This window comes from Virgisporangium aliadipatigenens (genome assembly GCF_016863615.1).
Lineage (GTDB): Bacteria > Actinomycetota > Actinomycetes > Mycobacteriales > Micromonosporaceae > Virgisporangium > Virgisporangium aliadipatigenens.
This window is the reverse complement of record NZ_BOPF01000039.1, coordinates 40,095-55,341: the sequence shown is the minus strand read 5'-3', so window position 1 is coordinate 55,341 and position 15,247 is coordinate 40,095. Positions and strand designations below refer to the sequence as shown.

Annotated in this window: 10 protein-coding genes; 6 read left to right on the top strand and 4 right to left on the bottom strand. The window is 73.4% G+C overall.

The annotated features are described in order from the left end of the window. Positions 1–13 precede the first annotated feature (13 nt). Positions 14–727, bottom strand: coding sequence for a DoxX family protein (locus Val02_RS38240; protein WP_203904206.1), 714 nt, complete (start codon positions 725–727; stop codon positions 14–16). A gap of 87 nt (positions 728–814) precedes the next feature. Here Val02_RS38240 and Val02_RS38235 point away from each other — a divergent pair, with 87 nt between their 5' ends. Genes Val02_RS38235 through Val02_RS38215 form a run of 5 tightly spaced genes read left to right on the top strand, consistent with a single transcriptional unit; the run spans position 815 to position 7,986 of the window. Continuing rightward, positions 815–2,080 carry an SWIM zinc finger family protein gene (locus tag Val02_RS38235; protein WP_203904205.1) on the top strand — a complete coding sequence of 422 codons (1,266 nt, stop codon included), beginning with the start codon at positions 815–817 and terminating at the stop codon, positions 2,078–2,080. Continuing rightward, a complete protein-coding gene (locus tag Val02_RS38230; RefSeq protein ID WP_203904204.1) occupies positions 2,077–3,585 on the top strand; it encodes a DUF5691 domain-containing protein in 1,509 nt (502 codons plus the stop codon). The genes Val02_RS38235 and Val02_RS38230 overlap by 4 nt, the downstream gene beginning before the upstream one ends. Further along, complete coding sequence (locus tag Val02_RS38225) at positions 3,578–4,645, top strand: ATP-binding protein (protein WP_203904203.1); 1,068 nt, start codon at positions 3,578–3,580, stop codon at positions 4,643–4,645. The genes Val02_RS38230 and Val02_RS38225 overlap by 8 nt, the downstream gene beginning before the upstream one ends. Next, positions 4,638–6,848 (top strand): DUF5682 family protein, encoded by a 2,211-nt coding sequence (locus Val02_RS38220; protein WP_239153652.1) that lies wholly within the window; start codon positions 4,638–4,640, stop codon positions 6,846–6,848. Before Val02_RS38225 ends, Val02_RS38220 begins: the two co-directional genes overlap by 8 nt. Beyond that, positions 6,841–7,986 carry a VWA domain-containing protein gene (locus Val02_RS38215; protein WP_239153651.1) on the top strand — a complete coding sequence of 382 codons (1,146 nt, stop codon included), beginning with the start codon at positions 6,841–6,843 and terminating at the stop codon, positions 7,984–7,986. Before Val02_RS38220 ends, Val02_RS38215 begins: the two co-directional genes overlap by 8 nt. Before the next feature lie 78 nt (positions 7,987–8,064). On the opposite strand, the gene Val02_RS38210 is transcribed toward Val02_RS38215, so the two are convergent. Both Val02_RS38210 and Val02_RS38205 read right to left on the bottom strand, forming a co-directional pair. Then, positions 8,065–9,264: an ATP-binding protein gene (locus tag Val02_RS38210; protein ID WP_203904201.1), complete on the bottom strand. Its 1,200-nt coding sequence runs from the start codon at positions 9,262–9,264 to the stop codon at positions 8,065–8,067. Positions 9,265–9,518: 254 nt separating this feature from the next. Further along, positions 9,519–10,985, bottom strand: coding sequence for an LppU/SCO3897 family protein (locus tag Val02_RS38205; RefSeq protein ID WP_203904200.1), 1,467 nt, complete (start codon positions 10,983–10,985; stop codon positions 9,519–9,521). Between the two features lie 202 nt (positions 10,986–11,187). On the opposite strand from Val02_RS38205, the gene Val02_RS38200 reads away from it, so the two are divergent. Beyond that, complete coding sequence (locus tag Val02_RS38200; protein WP_239153650.1) at positions 11,188–12,045, top strand: EamA family transporter; 858 nt, start codon at positions 11,188–11,190, stop codon at positions 12,043–12,045. A 4-nt stretch (positions 12,046–12,049) separates the two neighbouring features. Here the strand turns inward: Val02_RS38200 and Val02_RS38195 are convergent, their stop codons facing one another. Then, entirely contained in the window at positions 12,050–15,226 is a 3,177-nt protein-coding gene (locus tag Val02_RS38195) for a UvrD-helicase domain-containing protein (protein ID WP_203904199.1), read from the bottom strand. Positions 15,227–15,247 lie beyond the last annotated feature (21 nt).

Sequence of the window (15,247 nt, the reverse complement as noted above, 5' to 3'; positions counted from 1 at the left end):
CACGCGTCAACGGTCAGAACGGGAGGTTGCGGCCGAGGCGGGCGGCACGCACCGCGATCCGCGCCTCGCGGCGTGCGGTCTTCGCGCTGCGCTTCACCGAACGGCCCGCGTGGCTCGCGGCGTCGCCGGCACGCTTCGCGGCACCGGTGGCCCGTCCGGCGGCGTTGCCCGCGGTCCAGGAGACCGCACCGCCGGCGCGACGCACCGCGTTGCCGGCCTTCTGCGCCGTCGACGCACCGGCGAGAGCCGTCGTGACGCCGGCCAGTTTGGCCTCGCGCTTGGCGGCCTTCGCGGCGTGCTTGGTGCGCCACGCGAGGGAGGGCTTGCCGCCCCGGTCCATCGTCGCGAAGAGCAGCCCACCGAGCAGACCCATGTTCTTGGCGAACTGGACCTGCTGGTCGGCGCGGCGTTCGGGGTCGGACTCGGCCCAGAACGGGTGCGCGGCCACGGTCGAGGGGACCAGCGAACCGGCGAGCGCCGCCGCGGCGGGACGGGTCGCGATACCGGTCAGCAGCAGCGCGCCGCCGGCAACCTGGATCGCGCCGTTCGCCTTGACGAGCGTCTCGGTGTCGGTGGGCAGGCTCGCCGCCTCCAGTGCGGTGGACATGCGATCCGTGACCGGCTTGGCTCGGGTCACGAACCTGTCGGGGTTGCGTAAGGCCTGGACGCCACTGGTGACGAAGAGTGCGCCGAGCAGGGTCCGGGCCGCTGTACGAATGAGCGCCATGGAAGCGTTCTACCCCGGTAGTGCGGCGTTTACGCAAGGTATGGCCGTTTCCGAAAACGTCGGACCCACTGACTACGCTCTGATGCGATGGCCGAGGTCGAGGTGCCCCGATGGAGCCCGGAGCAGGTGCTCGCGCTGGCCCCCGACGCGTCGGCCGGCCGCGCCGCACAGTCGCTCGCCGGTGACTCCGGGTGGTCGGACGAGGGGTGGGACGAGGCCGACGCGGTGTGGGGGCGATGCCGGGGCCGCGGCACCTACCAGATCGTCGTCGACCTGAGCGGTCCCGCGTTCAGATGCACCTGCCCGAGCCGGAAGGTGCCGTGCAAGCACGCGGTCGGCCTGCTGCTGCGCTGGTCCGACGCGCGGGTCAAGCCCGACCTGCCGCCGCAGTGGGCGGACGCCTGGATGGCGGCGCGGGCCGCGCGGGCGGCACGCCGTTCCACCGCGGCGCCGCGGACCGTCAACCCGAAGACCGTCGCGAAGCGGGCCGAGCAGGTGGAGGCCGGGCTGGCCGAGCTCGACCGGTGGCTCACCGACCAGGTGCGCGCCGGCGTCGCCGGGCTGGCCACGGCCGGGTACGAGCCGTTCGACCTGCAGGCGGCGCGGCTCGTCGACGCGAAGGCGCCGGGCGCGGCGGCCATGGTGCGGCGCCTCGCCGCGGCGGCGGTGTCGGGGGTGCCGGAGCGGCTGGTGACCGAGCTGGGGCTGCTGCGGCTGCTCGTGCGCGGGTTCCTGCGGCGTGCGGAGTTGCCGGCGGAGCTTGCCGCCACGGTCGCCGCGCGGGTCGGCATCCAGGTCCGGACGGAGGACGTGCTCGCCACCGCGCCGGTCGCCGACACCTGGGCCGTGCTGGGCGTGCGGGACGAGATCGACGAGCAGTTGAGCACCCGCCGGGCGTGGCTTCGGGGGAACGCCACCGGGCGGCCCGCGCTGGTGATGAGCTTCGCCGGGCCGGGACAGCCGCTCGTGGGGGACTTCGTGCCGGGCACCGCCTTTCCCGGCGAGCTGTGCTTCTATCCGGGTGCCGCGCCGCTGCGGGCGCTGGTGAAAACGCGCGGGGAGCAGACCGGCGGCAAGCCGGAAGGCGTCGGCATCCAGCAAGCATTGGACGAGTGGGCCACCGCGCTCGCGGGCGATCCGTGGACCGACCGGTGGCCGGTGCTGCTCGACGGCGTGGTGCCCACCCGCACCCACCTGATCGACGCCGCCGGTGACGCGCTGCCGCTGCTCGGGGAGCCGTGGGACCTGGTGGCCGCCGCCGGGGGCAGGCCGTGCCGGGTCTTCGGCGAGTACGGCCTTTCTGGCGTGCGGGTGCTCACCGCCTGGGTCGAGGGGCGGGTGGTCGTACTGTGAGCAGCGAGGACCGCAGCCTGCAGGGACCGCAGTGGACTGATGTCGTCTCCGCCGCCCTGGTGGGCACCGACCGGCGGCCGGTCCCGGGCGGCCCGGGCGCCCTGCTCGACGCCGCCGCCGCGCAGGGGCTGCGGATGCGGGCGGGTGTGCGGGCCGAGGCCGGCGTCGCGCTGCCGGAGGCGGCGCCGGAGGAGACCGTGCCGGCCGCGCCGCGGGCGGCCGCCGTTCGGCTCGCGGGGCTGCTCGATCCCGTGCGGGTGGCCGGTGCCGCGCGCAATGCCGAGACCCGCCTCGAACTCGTCGACGAGTGGCTCGGCGCCGGCCGGCGCGCACCCGGTGAACTGCTGCCCGAGTTGCTCGACCTGGGTCGCCGGCACCGGCAGCTGCGCCCCGCGCTCGCGAAGGCCGGCGGCGAACGCGCCCGCTGGCTCGCCGTTCAGCGGGACGAGTGGCGCTACCTGCTGGGCGAGACCGACGAGCGGGAAATCGTCAAGGGCTGGGACCTCGCACCGATCGGCCGGCGGGTGGGTCACCTCAGCGCGGTGCGGCGCCGCGATCCGCACCTGGCGCGCATGCAGCTCACCACCACGTGGGACAGCGAGACGGCGGAGGACCGCGCGGCGCTGCTGAAGACGTTCCACATAGGACTGTCCAGAGTGGACGAGGACATCCTCGAACGCGCGCTCGACGACCCGCGACGAGAGGTAAGGGTGGTCGCCCTCGATCTCTTGGCGCGACTGCCGGACAGCGCCTACGCCCTGCGGATGGCCGTGCGGGCGCGCGGCTGCGTGCGGGTCGACGGCGCGCGGGTCGACGTGCGGCCACCGGCGCAGTGCGACCGGTCGATGCAGCGCGACGGCGTGACGGCGCGGGCCCCGGCCGGCACCGGACAGCGCGCGTGGTGGCTCGAGGAGGTGCTGGCGCGCACGCCGCTCGGCACCTGGGGACGGCCGGAAACGTTGCTGGACAAGGCGATCGACGACGAGTGGACCGGCGTGCTGCGGCGCGGGCTCGGGCGGGCGGCCGCCGGCCAGGACAACAGCGAGTGGGCCGCCGTCATGGTCGACCGCCTCTGGAGCGAACCGTCGACCTCGCAGCGGCCCGACGACCGGCTCCTGCTCGAGGCGCTGTACGAGGTGCTGCCGGTCGACCTGCGCGCCGAACGGGCGGCCGCCGTGCTGCGCCGCGACCCCGGCCGGGCGACCGCGGCCGGCGTCGAACGCCTGCTGGAACTGTGCCCCCGCCCGTGGCCGCGGCCGCTGGCCGAGGCGGCGGTCGACGCGCTCGGCGTGCTGATCCGCGGCGGCGCCTCCGCGTGGCGGCTCGCCGGCCTCACCGCGCTCGCCGGCACGCGGCTGCCGGTGTCCACAGTGGACGGCCTGGGTGCGTTGCGGGACACGCTCGCCGGGCACCGTCCCGACGACCCGCGCCTGTCGGCCGTCGACCATCTGACCGACGTCCTGCGGTTCCGCTACCGGATGAACGAGGAGCTAACCCGTGACTGACGTGGTACGCCGGCACGCCGAGGCCGAGTACGCGACCGAGCTGGCCCTGCTGGCCGCCGGCGACGACCGGCCGAAGCCGCCCGGCTGGAAGCTGTCGCCGCAGGCCGTCGTGACGTACCTGCTGGGTGACGGCGACGTCATCACGCCCAAGTACATCGGGCCGCGCCGGCTCATGGAGGTCGCCGTCGCCACGCTCGCCACCGACCGCGCGCTGCTGCTGCTCGGGGTGCCCGGGACGGCCAAGACCTGGGTGAGCGAACATCTCGCGGCGGCCATCAGCGGCGACTCGACGCTGATGGTGCAGGGGACGGCCGGCACGCCCGAGGAGGCCATCCGCTACGGCTGGAACTACGCCCGCCTGCTGGCCGAGGGGCCCACCCGGGCGGCACTCGTGGACAGTCCCGTCATGAAGGCGATGGCCGGCGGTGGCATCGCGCGCGTGGAGGAGCTGACCCGCATCCCGTCGGACGTTCAGGACTCGCTGATCACCGTGCTGTCGGAGAAGGTGCTGCCCATCCCGGAACTGGGGCAGGAAGTGGCCGCGCGCAAGGGGTTCAACGTCATCGCCACCGCCAACGACCGGGACCGCGGCGTCAACGAACTCTCCAGCGCGCTGCGGCGGCGGTTCAACACCGTGGTGCTGCCCGTTCCCGCCGACGCCGAGCAGGAGATCGACATCGTGTCGCGCCGCGTCGCCGACCTCGGGCGGGCGCTCGAACTGCCCGACCTGCCGCCGGCGTACGAGGAGATCCGGCGGGTGGTGACCGTGTTCCGGGAGCTGCGCGCGGGAGTGACCGAGGACGGCCGGACCCGGCTCAAGTCGCCCAGCGGCACCATGTCCACCGCCGAGGCCATCTCGGTGCTGGTCAACGGCGTCGTGCTGGCCACGCATTTCGGCGACGGGGTGCTGCGGGCCGGCGACGTGGCGGCCGGCATCGTCGGGGCCGTCGTCAAGGACCCCGTCTCCGACGCCGTCGTCTGGCAGGAGTACCTCGAAACCGTGGTGCGGGAACGGGACGGCTGGCGCGACTTCTACCGGGCTGCGCGCTCCGGTGAGTGAGCCGGCCGTCCACCTGCTCGGCATCCGGCACCACGGGCCGGGTTCCGCGCGCGCCGTCGCGCGGGCGCTGGAGCAGGTGCGGCCGGACATCGTGCTCATCGAGGGGCCGCCGGAAGCGGATCCGCTCGTCGCGTGGGCGCTCGACGACGGGCTGCGGCCGCCGGTGGCGCTGCTCGCCTACCCGTCCTCGGGGGATGCCGCCGCGAAGGCGTCGTTCTGGCCGTTCGGGGAGTTCTCGCCGGAGTGGCAGGCGATCCGCTGGGCGGTGACGCACGAGGTGCCGGTGCGCTTCATCGACCTGCCGGCGGCGATCCGGTTCGCCGCCGGGAGCGATCCGGCGGACGAGTCCACTGTGGACAGTGTGCGTCAGGATCCCATCGGGGAGCTGGCCTCCGCGGCCGGTTATGACGATCCCGAGCGGTGGTGGGAGGACGTCGTCGAGCATCAGACGTCCACTGTGGACGGTGATGCGTTGGCGCCGTTCGAGGCGATCGCGGCCGCCATGGGCGCCGTCCGCCAGGGCACCTCGGGCGATGACGAGCGGCGCGAAGCCTATATGCGGCAACAGATCCGGGCCGCGCGGAAGGCGTTCGCGACCGTCGTCGTCGTGTGCGGGGCTTGGCACGTGCCGGCGCTCACGGACCCGCTGCCGCCGGCCGCGCACGACACGCGCACCCTCAAGGGGCTCGCCCGGACGAAGGTCAATCTCACCTGGGTGCCGTGGACCCACGGGCGGCTCGCCTCGTGGCGCGGCTACGGCGCCGGCGTCACCTCGCCCGGCTGGTACCACCACCTGTTCACCGCGCCGGACCGCGTCATCGAACGCTGGCTCGTCGCCGTCGCCGCGGTCCTGCGCGCGGAAGGGCTGCCCGTCTCCAGCGCGCACGTCATCGAGGCCGTTCGGCTGGCGCAGGCGCTCGCCACGTTGCGCGGCCGGCCGCTCGCGGGGCTCGCCGAGGTCACCGACGCCACCCGCGCCGTGCTCTGCGACGGCGACGAGCTCCGGGTCGAACTGGTGAACCGCCGGCTCGTCATCGGCGAACGCCTCGGCGAGATCCCCGCGGACACACCCGGCGTGCCACTGGCCCGGGACCTGGCCGCGACCCAGAAGCGGCTGCGCTTCCCGCCCTCGGCCGGCACCGAGGAGAAGCGGCTCGACCTGCGGCGCGAGATCGACGCCGACCGCAGCCGCCTGCTGCACCGGCTGCGGCTGCTCGACGTGCCGTGGGGCAAGCCGGTCGAGGACCGCGGCGGCAGGGGGACGTTCTGGGAGGCGTGGCGGCTGGAGTGGCAGCCCGAGTTCGCCGTCGACGTGATCGCGGCGAGTGCTTACGGGGCAACGGTTCCGGCGGCGGCGACCACGCGCGCCGTGGAGCTCGCCGGCGCCGCGAACACGCTCGGCGAGGTGTCCCGCCTCGTGCAGCGGTGCCTGCTGGCCGACCTGCCGGGGGCGTTCGGGCGGGTGCTGCGTGCGCTCTCGGACCGCATGGCCCTCGACACCGACGTGGCGCACCTGATGGACGCCCTGCCCGAACTGGCCAGGACCCTGCGCTACGGCGACGTGCGCGGCACCGACGTCGCCTCGCTGCGGGTCGTCACCGCCACGATGCTGACGCGCATCCGGGTCGGGTTCGCCGCCGCGGTCACCGGGCTCGACGAGGACGCCGCGCGCGCCATGAAGGAACGCGTCGACGCCGTGCACTCCGCGGTGCCGCTGCTGTCCGAAGAGGCCCTCGGGGAGTGGCTCGACGCCGTGGCGAAGGTCGCCGACCGGGCCGACCTGCCGGGGCTGCTGGGCGGCCGCTTCGCGCGACTGCTGCACGACGCGGGACGACTCGACCGGGACACCGTCGGACGGCGGCTCGGCGCGGTGCTCACCGTCGGGGTGCCGCCGGCGCACGGGGCCGCGTGGATCGAGGGGTTCGTCGCCGGCGGGGGGCTGGTGCTGCTGCACGACGAGCCGCTGCTGCGGCTGGTGGACTCCTGGCTGCAGGGCATTCCCGCGGGGAACTTCGACGAGGTGCTGCCGTTGTTGCGGCGGACGTTCGGGGCGTTCCCGGCGCCGCACCGGCGGGCCATCGGCGAGCGCGTGCGCCGCTGGGACTCCGCTGATGCGGCTCCGGCCGAGCCGGCGGGCCCGCACGAGCGCGGCGACCTGGTCCTGCCGACCGTCGAACTGCTGCTGGGGGTGGGCCGTGGATGAGGAGAAGGCGCGGCGGTGGCGGCTCGTGCTGGGCGGGGGAGACGCCGACGGGACGGGCACCGAGCTCTCCGCCACCGACGCCGGCATGGACGAGGCGCTCTCCGCGCTCTACGACTCCGACGGGCGCGGCACGCCCGGTGGCGGTTCGCGCGGTGGCGACCTCGGCTCCTCCTCGCCGCGCGTCGCCCGCTGGCTCGGCGACATCCGGCGGTACTTCCCGTCCAGCGTCGTTCAGGTCATGCAGGCCGACGCCATCGAACGCCTCGGCCTCCAGCGCCTCCTGCTCGAACCGGAGATGCTCGACGCCGTCGAGCCGGACGTGCACCTCGTCGGGACGCTGCTGTCGCTCGGCCGCGTCATGCCGGAGGCCAGCCGCCGCACGGCGCGTGCCGTCGTCGCCAAGGTCGTCGAGGACCTGCGCAAACGCATCGAACAGAAGACCCGAGCGGCGGTCAACGGCGCGCTCAACCGGGCGAGCCGCACCTCCCGGCCGCGCCATCGCGACATCGACTGGGATCGCACCATCCGCGCCAACCTCAAGCACTACCAGCCGGACCTGCGCACCGTCGTCCCGGAACGCCTCGTCGGCTACGGCCGCCGCACCAACGCCGTCAAGCGGGACATCGTGCTCTGCGTCGACCAGTCCGGGTCGATGGCCACGTCGGTGGTGTACGCGGGGGTGTTCGCCTCGGTGCTGGCGTCGCTGCCGGCGCTGCGCACGTCGCTGGTCGTCTTCGACACGGCGGTCGTCGACCTCTCCGAACGGCTGGCCGACCCGGTCGACGTGCTCTTCGGCACGCAGCTCGGCGGCGGCACCGACATCAACCGCGCCCTCGCCTACGCCCAGCAGTTGATCACCCGGCCGCGCGACACGGTACTGATCCTGATCAGCGACCTCTTCGAGGGCGGCTCGGCCGAACAGATGCTCCGCCGCGTGGCCGCCATGACGGCGGCCGGCGTAAGGGTGGTGGTGCTCCTCGCGCTGAACGACGACGGCGCCCCCGAGTACGACCACCAACACGCGGCCGCGCTCGCCGCGCTGGGCGTCCCCGCCTTCGCCTGCACGCCGGACCTCTTCCCGGAGGTCATGGCCGCGGCCATCGAGAAGCGTGAGATCCCGATCCCCCGCACCGAATAACTGCACGCGGACGGGGAAGCGGAGCGGTCCGGCGGGAGCAGCGGTAATGCGCCCGACGGACCGTCGCAATGAAGCTCTTTACTCTGTGGGTTGGCTGCGGAGATAGCGACCGAAGTGGGGAACGGTAAAGGCTACGGTTCCGCGCTCCCCTGAATAGATGAGGCCCTTCTTGATCAGTGCGTCGCGGGCCGGGGAGAGGCTCGCGGGCTTGCGCTCGAGCGACCTCGCGATCTCCGCGGTCGGGACGGCACCGGCCATGTCGTCGCTCGGCGCGAGCAGGGCCATGCTGCGCAGGTACTCGCGCTCGGCCGGGGTGGCGCGCTCGTACCGCGAACCGAAGAAGCCGACCGCCAGTTCCGCCTCGGCCTCGGGCGCGGCGACCCGCACGTCGGCCGCCGTGATCGGCGAACGGGGCGCGTGGTCCCAGGTCGCCTTGCCGTACGCCTGCACGAAGTAGGGGTAGCCGCCGGACGCCTCGTACAGCTCGTCGAGCGCCTTGACCTCGAACTCGACGTCCTCCCGCTCGGCCGGCGCGGTCAGCGCGAGATCGGCGGAGATCCGGTCGAGCCGGTCGATGCGCTGATACCGGAACAGCCGCTCCGAGTAGGACTTCTGCGCCGAGAGCAGGGCCGGCAGGTGCGGCAGGCCGGCGCCGACGACGATGAGCGGCGCGCCGGTCTGGGACAGTTCGTGGCAGGCGGCGCAGAGCGCGGAGAGGTCGTCGGGCGCGACGTCCTGCATCTCGTCGATGAACAGCGCCACGCCGGTCCCCAGGTCGGTGGCGATCGCGGCGGCGTCGGTGAAGAGTTCGACCAGGTCGATCTCGATGTCGCCGGAGTCGGCCCGCCCGGCGACCGCGGGCACGTCGATCCCCGGCTGCCACCGGTCCCGCAGCTTTCCGGTCGGATTCGATTTCTGTCCGAACGCCTTCAGCACGCCCAGGAAGTCGTCGATCCGATCCGGGACGCGGTGCCGGGGGGCGAGCTCGCGGATCGCCATGTGCAGGGCGGCCGCCACGGGCCTGCGCAGGGACTGATCGGGACGCGCCTCGATCTTGCCGGCACCCCACCGACGGGAGAACGCCTGCGAGCGCAGCGTGTTGAGCAGAACGGTCTTGCCTACACCGCGTAGTCCCGCGAGTACGAGTGAGCGCTCCGGGCGGCCACGCGCGATGCGTTCGAGAACGACGTCGAAGACCTCGAGCTCCCTGTCCCGGCCGGCCAGCTCGGGTGGGCGTTGGCCGGCGCCAGGGGCATACGGGTTACGGACCGGATCCACGCGAGGACTCTATCCGGCTGTCTAGCCAGACGCCTAGATACCGGTAGAGCATCCTCGTTTTGGGGCATGCGAGGGCTCTATCGGGCAGTCTAAAGTTAGCGCTAGACAGCGTTATACGGCTGTAGCGGACGGCAAAGGTGCAGGTCCTGCCGCAGATGAAAGCGACTCGGCGAGATTAGCACAGCCGTACGAAGCTTCAAAAGCGACCCGGCAGGAAAAGCCGACACGGCGTGTCGCGCCGCTCCGGCGCCGCCTCAGGTCCGCTTCTTGAGGCAGAGCACGAAGTCCCGGCTGTTGTCCGGGTGATCGTAGAAGTACCAGTCGGTGAGGCTCGGCGTGCCGTCGCACTTGCTCTTGTCCGCGGTGCCGTCGATCCGCTTCAGCACCTGGTAGGTGTTCGCGGCGCACGTCACGCGGCGCATTTCCGGCTTACTCTCCGTGCCCTTGTTGACGAGGCAGTCGCCGACCTTCGCGGTGCGCGCATCCTCCGCCGGCCCCGCCGCCGAACTGCGTGACGCCGCCGCGGACGGCTGCGGCGCGCTCGCCTTGGCGGACGCCTGCGCCGGCGGCTCCGCGGCCGGCGACGGACCGGCGGTGTCACCCGCCCCCGCCGAACGGTCCCGCGCGATGAGGTAGTACGCCACGCCGCCCCCGGCGACCAGCACCAGCAGGCACAGCACACCGACGATCCACCGGGTGACGCGCCCGCCGCCGCCCTCCGGCGCACGGGCCGGTGCCCACACCTCGCCCGGCTTGTCCGGCCCCGGCCCATATCTCGGATCCACGAACCCGGGCTCGACGAAGCCGGGATCCTCCCACTCCGACGGATAGTCGTAGCCGGCCCGGTACAGATCGGTCCCGTCCTCGACATCCCGAACGGCATGCCCACCCGGGCGGCCCGGGTCGTATTCGCGCGCGTTGCCCCGGGCGCGGCTGTCGTCCTGCCAGGTCACGCCGTCGGCCCAGCCGGGCCAGTTGCCGCCGTCGTAGGGGCCGCCGCCGGAGACGCCGGAATCGCGGCGGTCGTAGCGCTCGTGCCTCAGGTCGCCGCCGTTGCCGCCGGGAGCGCCGTCCTGGCGGAACGTGCTGCCGCGTCTGAGGTCGCCGCCGGGGGAGTCGTGGCGCATCGCCCGGTCCTGCCGCATGGCGACCGGCTCCCGGCGCTGCGCCGTCGCGGCCGGGTCGCGGCGGGCGGCGGCGTCGCGGCGGAAGGCCGTGTCCGGCTCGCGTCGAAGATCGGCACCGGCGTCGCGGCGCCCGGCGGCGTCGGCCGGTCCGCGGCGGAAGTCGGCGCCGGGGCCGCGGGGAAGGCCATCGGGGGCGTCGGCTCCCGGATTGCCGGCGTGTCGGGGCCGGCCGGCCTCGCGCCGGGGATCGGCACCGGGGTCGCGGCGCCCGTCGTCGCCGGCGTTGCGGAAACGCCCGCCGCGGTCCGGCCCGCCGAAGTCGAACTCACCGGGGAAGGGCGTACCGGGAAATGCCTCGCCGGCGAAGGGTTCGCCGCGGCCGGCGTCGGAGTACCGGTAGCCGACCGGCTCGGTGGGCCGGAAGCCGGACCGCCCGGCCGGGGTCGACGATGCGGACGGCGGCGCGGCGGGCGGTTCGCGGCGCGGCGGAGCATCCCTGGTGGCCGCGTCGGCCCAGGCGCGCCGCTCGCGGGGCGCCCGTTCGCCGTCCCGCCGGTCCGGGTACGGTCCGCCGGGCGGTCCGTACATCGACATCCGCATACCCTTCTGTACCCACGCCCGTTCGGCTGAGACACCGGTCACGGAACGCGGGACACGGCTTCTCCGGTCACCGTAGCGTGGATCAGCGATGGAGCCGCCTACCAATAGCACTCCGGTTGCCGATCCGGCCCCGAGTTCGCCCGATCCGGTTGCGCCCCCGCCCTCCGGGGCGGCCGTATGGACGGCGCTACTGATCGTGTACGTCGTCTGGGGGTCGACATACCTGGCGATCCGGATCGCCGTCGAGACCTTACCGCCGTTGTTGTCCGCCGGTATACGGTTTGTCCTAGCCAGCGGAATCCTGGCCGCGATTCTCGCCGTTCGGGGTGGGGTTCGCCGCCTACGGGTGAGTGTGCGGCAGTTCCTCGCCGCCGGGCTCGTGGGCTCGCTGCTGCTGGCCTTCGGCAACGGGGTCGTCGTCTTCGCCGAGGCCGACCCGCCCGGTGGGCCGGTGCCGTCCGGCGTCGCCGCCCTGCTCGTCGCGCTCGTGCCGCTGCTGGTCGTGGTGATGCGCGCCGCCAGCGGGGACCGGCCGGGGGTGAAGACGTTCGCCGGGGTGCTGGTCGGGTTCGGCGGGTTGGCCGGGCTGGTGTGGTTCAGCGGGCGGACCGGGGAGGTGCCGGTCGTGGGGGCGTTCATCGTGCTCGGGGCCGCCACGTGCTGGGCGACGGGGTCGTTCGCGTCGAAGTACCTGCCGTTGCCGGCCGATCCCTTCGTGGCGACCGTCTACGAGTCGCTGGTCGGTGGGTCTGTGCTGCTGCTGGGCGGGGTTCTTTCGGGGGAACCGCTCAGCGGGTGGGACGTCTCCGCGCGATCGTGGGCGGCGCTGGCCTACCTGGTGATCGCGGGCTCGCTGGTGGCGTTCACGGCGTACGTGTGGCTGCTGCAGAGCGCGCCGATCTCGCTCACGGCCACGTACGCGTACGTGAACCCCGTCGTGGCGGTCGCGTTGGGCGCGCTCTTCGTCGCCGAGCCGATCACCCCGGCGATCATCGCGTCCGGCGCAGTGATCATCGCCGGCGTGGCCCTGGTCGTCTCCACCGAACGCCGCTGACCACTCAGATCAGGCGGAGTTGGCGGTCCTTCGGGCGTTTCGGGGCATCGGCGCCCCGCCGTTCGAAGAGGCCGGCGTCGATCGGGGCCAGGAACGGCGTGACGGGCATGTCGCGTTCGGCGCCGTGGCGGAACCTGCGCCTGGCGTGCGACACGAACAGGCGGTCCTGCGCGCGGGTCAGCCCCACGAAGAAGAGCCGGCGCTCCTCGGCCTCCTCGTCGGGCGTCAGCGGCTTCCCCGGCCGGCGCAGCGGGACGAGGCCGTCCTCGCAGCCCACGAGGAACACCACCGGGAACTCCAGGCCCTTCGACGCGTGCAGCGTCAACAGGGTCACCCGGTCGGCGCGCGGGTCCCACGCGTCCACCTCGGCGCCGGTTGCCAGTTCCCCCAGGAAGGTAGGTAGATCGTCGCCGCAGCGGGCCGCGAGGGGGGTGAGCAGCTCGACCGCCGACCACAGGTCCTCCGGCGGGACCGCGGCGTCCAGCGCCGGCCGCTCGGTCAGGACCTGGGCGGTCAGCCGGATCCGGGCCGCGATCGAGCCCCCGAGCCCGCTCGCGAAGCGCAGCTCCTGCGCGATCACCGCGACGCCCGGGCGGTCCCGCAGCCGGTCGTGCGAGCGCTTCTGGACCGGGATCCCGGCCCGCGACAGCGCGTCCACGACCGCCGCCGCCTGCCCGTCCGTCCGGTACAGGACCGCGATGTCGGAAAAACCGACGCCGTCCGGGGTCGCCGCCCGCGAGTCGACCGTGCGGTGCGACGTCCCACCCACCAATTCATCGATGGAACGGGCAACGAAGGCCGCCTCGTCGTCCACCGACCCGGCCGGATAGAGGGCGATCTGGGGCGCCTCGGGGTCGACCCGGGCGGGGTCGAGGCGCCGCCCCGGCACCAGTGACGACGGGGCGATCGCCTGGACGGCCGCGGCGAGGATCGGCGCGGACGAGCGGTAGTTCCTGGTCAGGCGCACCGTGCGGGCGTCCTCGAAGTCCTGCGAGAAGCGCAGGAAGTAGCCGACGTCGGCACCGCGGAACGAGTAGATCGCCTGGTCCGGGTCCCCGATCGCGGTCAGGTTGCCGTCCGGCGGGCAGAGCAGGCGCAGCAGTTCGTACTGCACGGGGTCGACGTCCTGGTACTCGTCGACGAAGATCCACTCGAAGCGCTCGCGGTAGCGCTGCTTCGCCTTCCGGTCGTCGCGCAGCAGCGCCACCGGGAGCGTCAGCAGCTCGTCGAGATCCACCAGATCGCGGGCCCGCATCGCCTTCGCGTACGCGGCTGTGTGCTCACCCGGGACGCCGTTGGTGATCAGCTTGCGGGCCTCGCGTTCGGTGCTCGCGGCGCCGGACTCGATCAGCGCCGTGATCCGCTCCGACTCCTCCGCGATGCGGAACTCCGGCGACAGGCCCACGGCGGCGGCGTTCTCCCGCAGGATCGACAGGCCCAGGCTGTGGAACGTCGCCACGGTCACGTCGGCGCTCACCGGACCGAGCAGGCCGTCGAGGCGTTCGCGCAGCTCCTCCGCGGCCCGGCGGGTGAACGTGATCGCGAGGCAGCGTTCGGGGTAGACGCCCAGCTCGGCGCAGACGTACGCCACCCGGTGGGTCAGCGTGCGCGTCTTGCCCGTCCCGGGGCCGGCCACGATCAGCACCGGCCCACCGGGCGCGGCCGCCGCGACCCGCTGCAACGCGTCCAGCCGGTCGAGCAGCCCGGTGCCGACCTCCTCCATGCCGGCCAGCATGGGCTCCCACTCCCGGTGCGGGGAGACGGCGGGCGGCGGCGGGGGAGGCGGCGCGGGCGGCTCGGCCTTCACGCGGGGCGCCTTCGGCTTGGGTTCGGCCGTGCGCTGCTTCGGCACCGGCGCCACGTCGAACAGCGTGTCCGCGCCGTCGGTGCGCAGTTCGGCGTCCTCGAACAGGCGGATGACCCCGTACTCGCCGTCGTATCCGGGGACGCGGTGCACCTCGCGGCGACGCAACCGGCCGATGGCCTCGCCGACGAGTTCGCCGCCGGCGCGGGTCACGTCGTCGAGCGGCACGTCGCGCAGGATCCCCAGCTCGGGGCCGAGCGTCGACACCATCGAACGCAGCTGCGTCTCGACCGTCTTCGACTTCGGCCCGACCCGGTTGACCTCGCCGAGGATCTCGGCCAGCTGGATCAGGTGCGTGACGTCCGGGGCTCCCTGGGGTTCGTAGCCCTCCGGCCGGTCCGCCAACTCCTCCACCCGGTGCAGAACGCCCACCGTCAGCGGCTTGCCGCAGACCGGGCAGCGCCCCTGTGCCTCGCGGGTCTGCGCCGGCTGCCAGTTGACGTCGCAGGCGCGGTGCCCGTCCGCGTGGTACTTCCCCTCCTCGGGGAAGAACTCGATCGTGCCGCTGAGTCCCTCGCCGGTGCGCATCGCCTCGCGCACGGCGAAGTAGTCCAGCGCGGTACTGAACAGCGTCGCCTCGCGGGCCAGGGCCGGCGGCGAGTGCGCGTCGGAGTTCGACACCAGGCGGTAGTTGTCGAGCGAGGAGACCCGCCAGTTCATCTCCGGGTCGGAGGAGAGGCCCGTCTCGACGGCGAAGATGTGGTGGGCCAGGTCGGCGTAGCAGTCGGCGATGGCGTCGAAACCCGACTTCGAACCGAGCGCGCTGAACCACGGCGTCCAGATGTGCGCCGGCACCAGGTACCCGTCCGGGCTCGCCTCCAGCGTGATCTCCAGCAGGTCCCGCGAGTCCAGCCCGAGGATCGGCCGCCCGTCGGAGCCGAGATTGCCGATCCGCCCCAACGCCGTGTTGAACCGCTGCACCGCCTCGAAGTCCGGCAGGTAGATCAGGTGGTGCACCTTGCGCGTCTTGTCGCCACGCTTGTAGATCGTGGAGATCTCCACCGACAGCTGGAACCGCACCGGCTGATCCGCGCTCGCCAGGACCGGCGGCAGCTTGCGGGCGATCGCCTCGGCGCGTTCCGGGGCGAGCTGATACAGGCCGGGCTCGGCCGGCACGAGCGCATCCCGCAGATGGTCGAACCACGCCGGATGCGTGAAGTCGCCGGTGCCCAGCAGGGTGATGCCCTTGCGCCTGGCCCACCAGGTCAGGTTGTCCAGGTCGAGATCGCGACTGCACGCGCGCGAGTACTTCGAGTGGATGTGCAGGTCCGCAACGAAAGTTCCGACGCTGTCCGGAGGCACAGCGCATGATGTCACGCCCGCGTCCCGGCGGCCGAC

Bases quoted from the DNA above. Each gene is read 5' to 3' on its own strand.
- Val02_RS38240 (WP_203904206.1), bottom strand. From the start codon at position 727: ATGGCGCTCATTCGTACAGCGGCCCGGACCCTGCTCGGCGCACTCTTC.
- Val02_RS38205 (WP_203904200.1), bottom strand. From the start codon at position 10,985: ATGTCGATGTACGGACCGCCCGGCGGACCGTACCCGGACCGGCGGGAC.
- Val02_RS38235 (WP_203904205.1), top strand. From the start codon at position 815: ATGGCCGAGGTCGAGGTGCCCCGATGGAGCCCGGAGCAGGTGCTCGCG.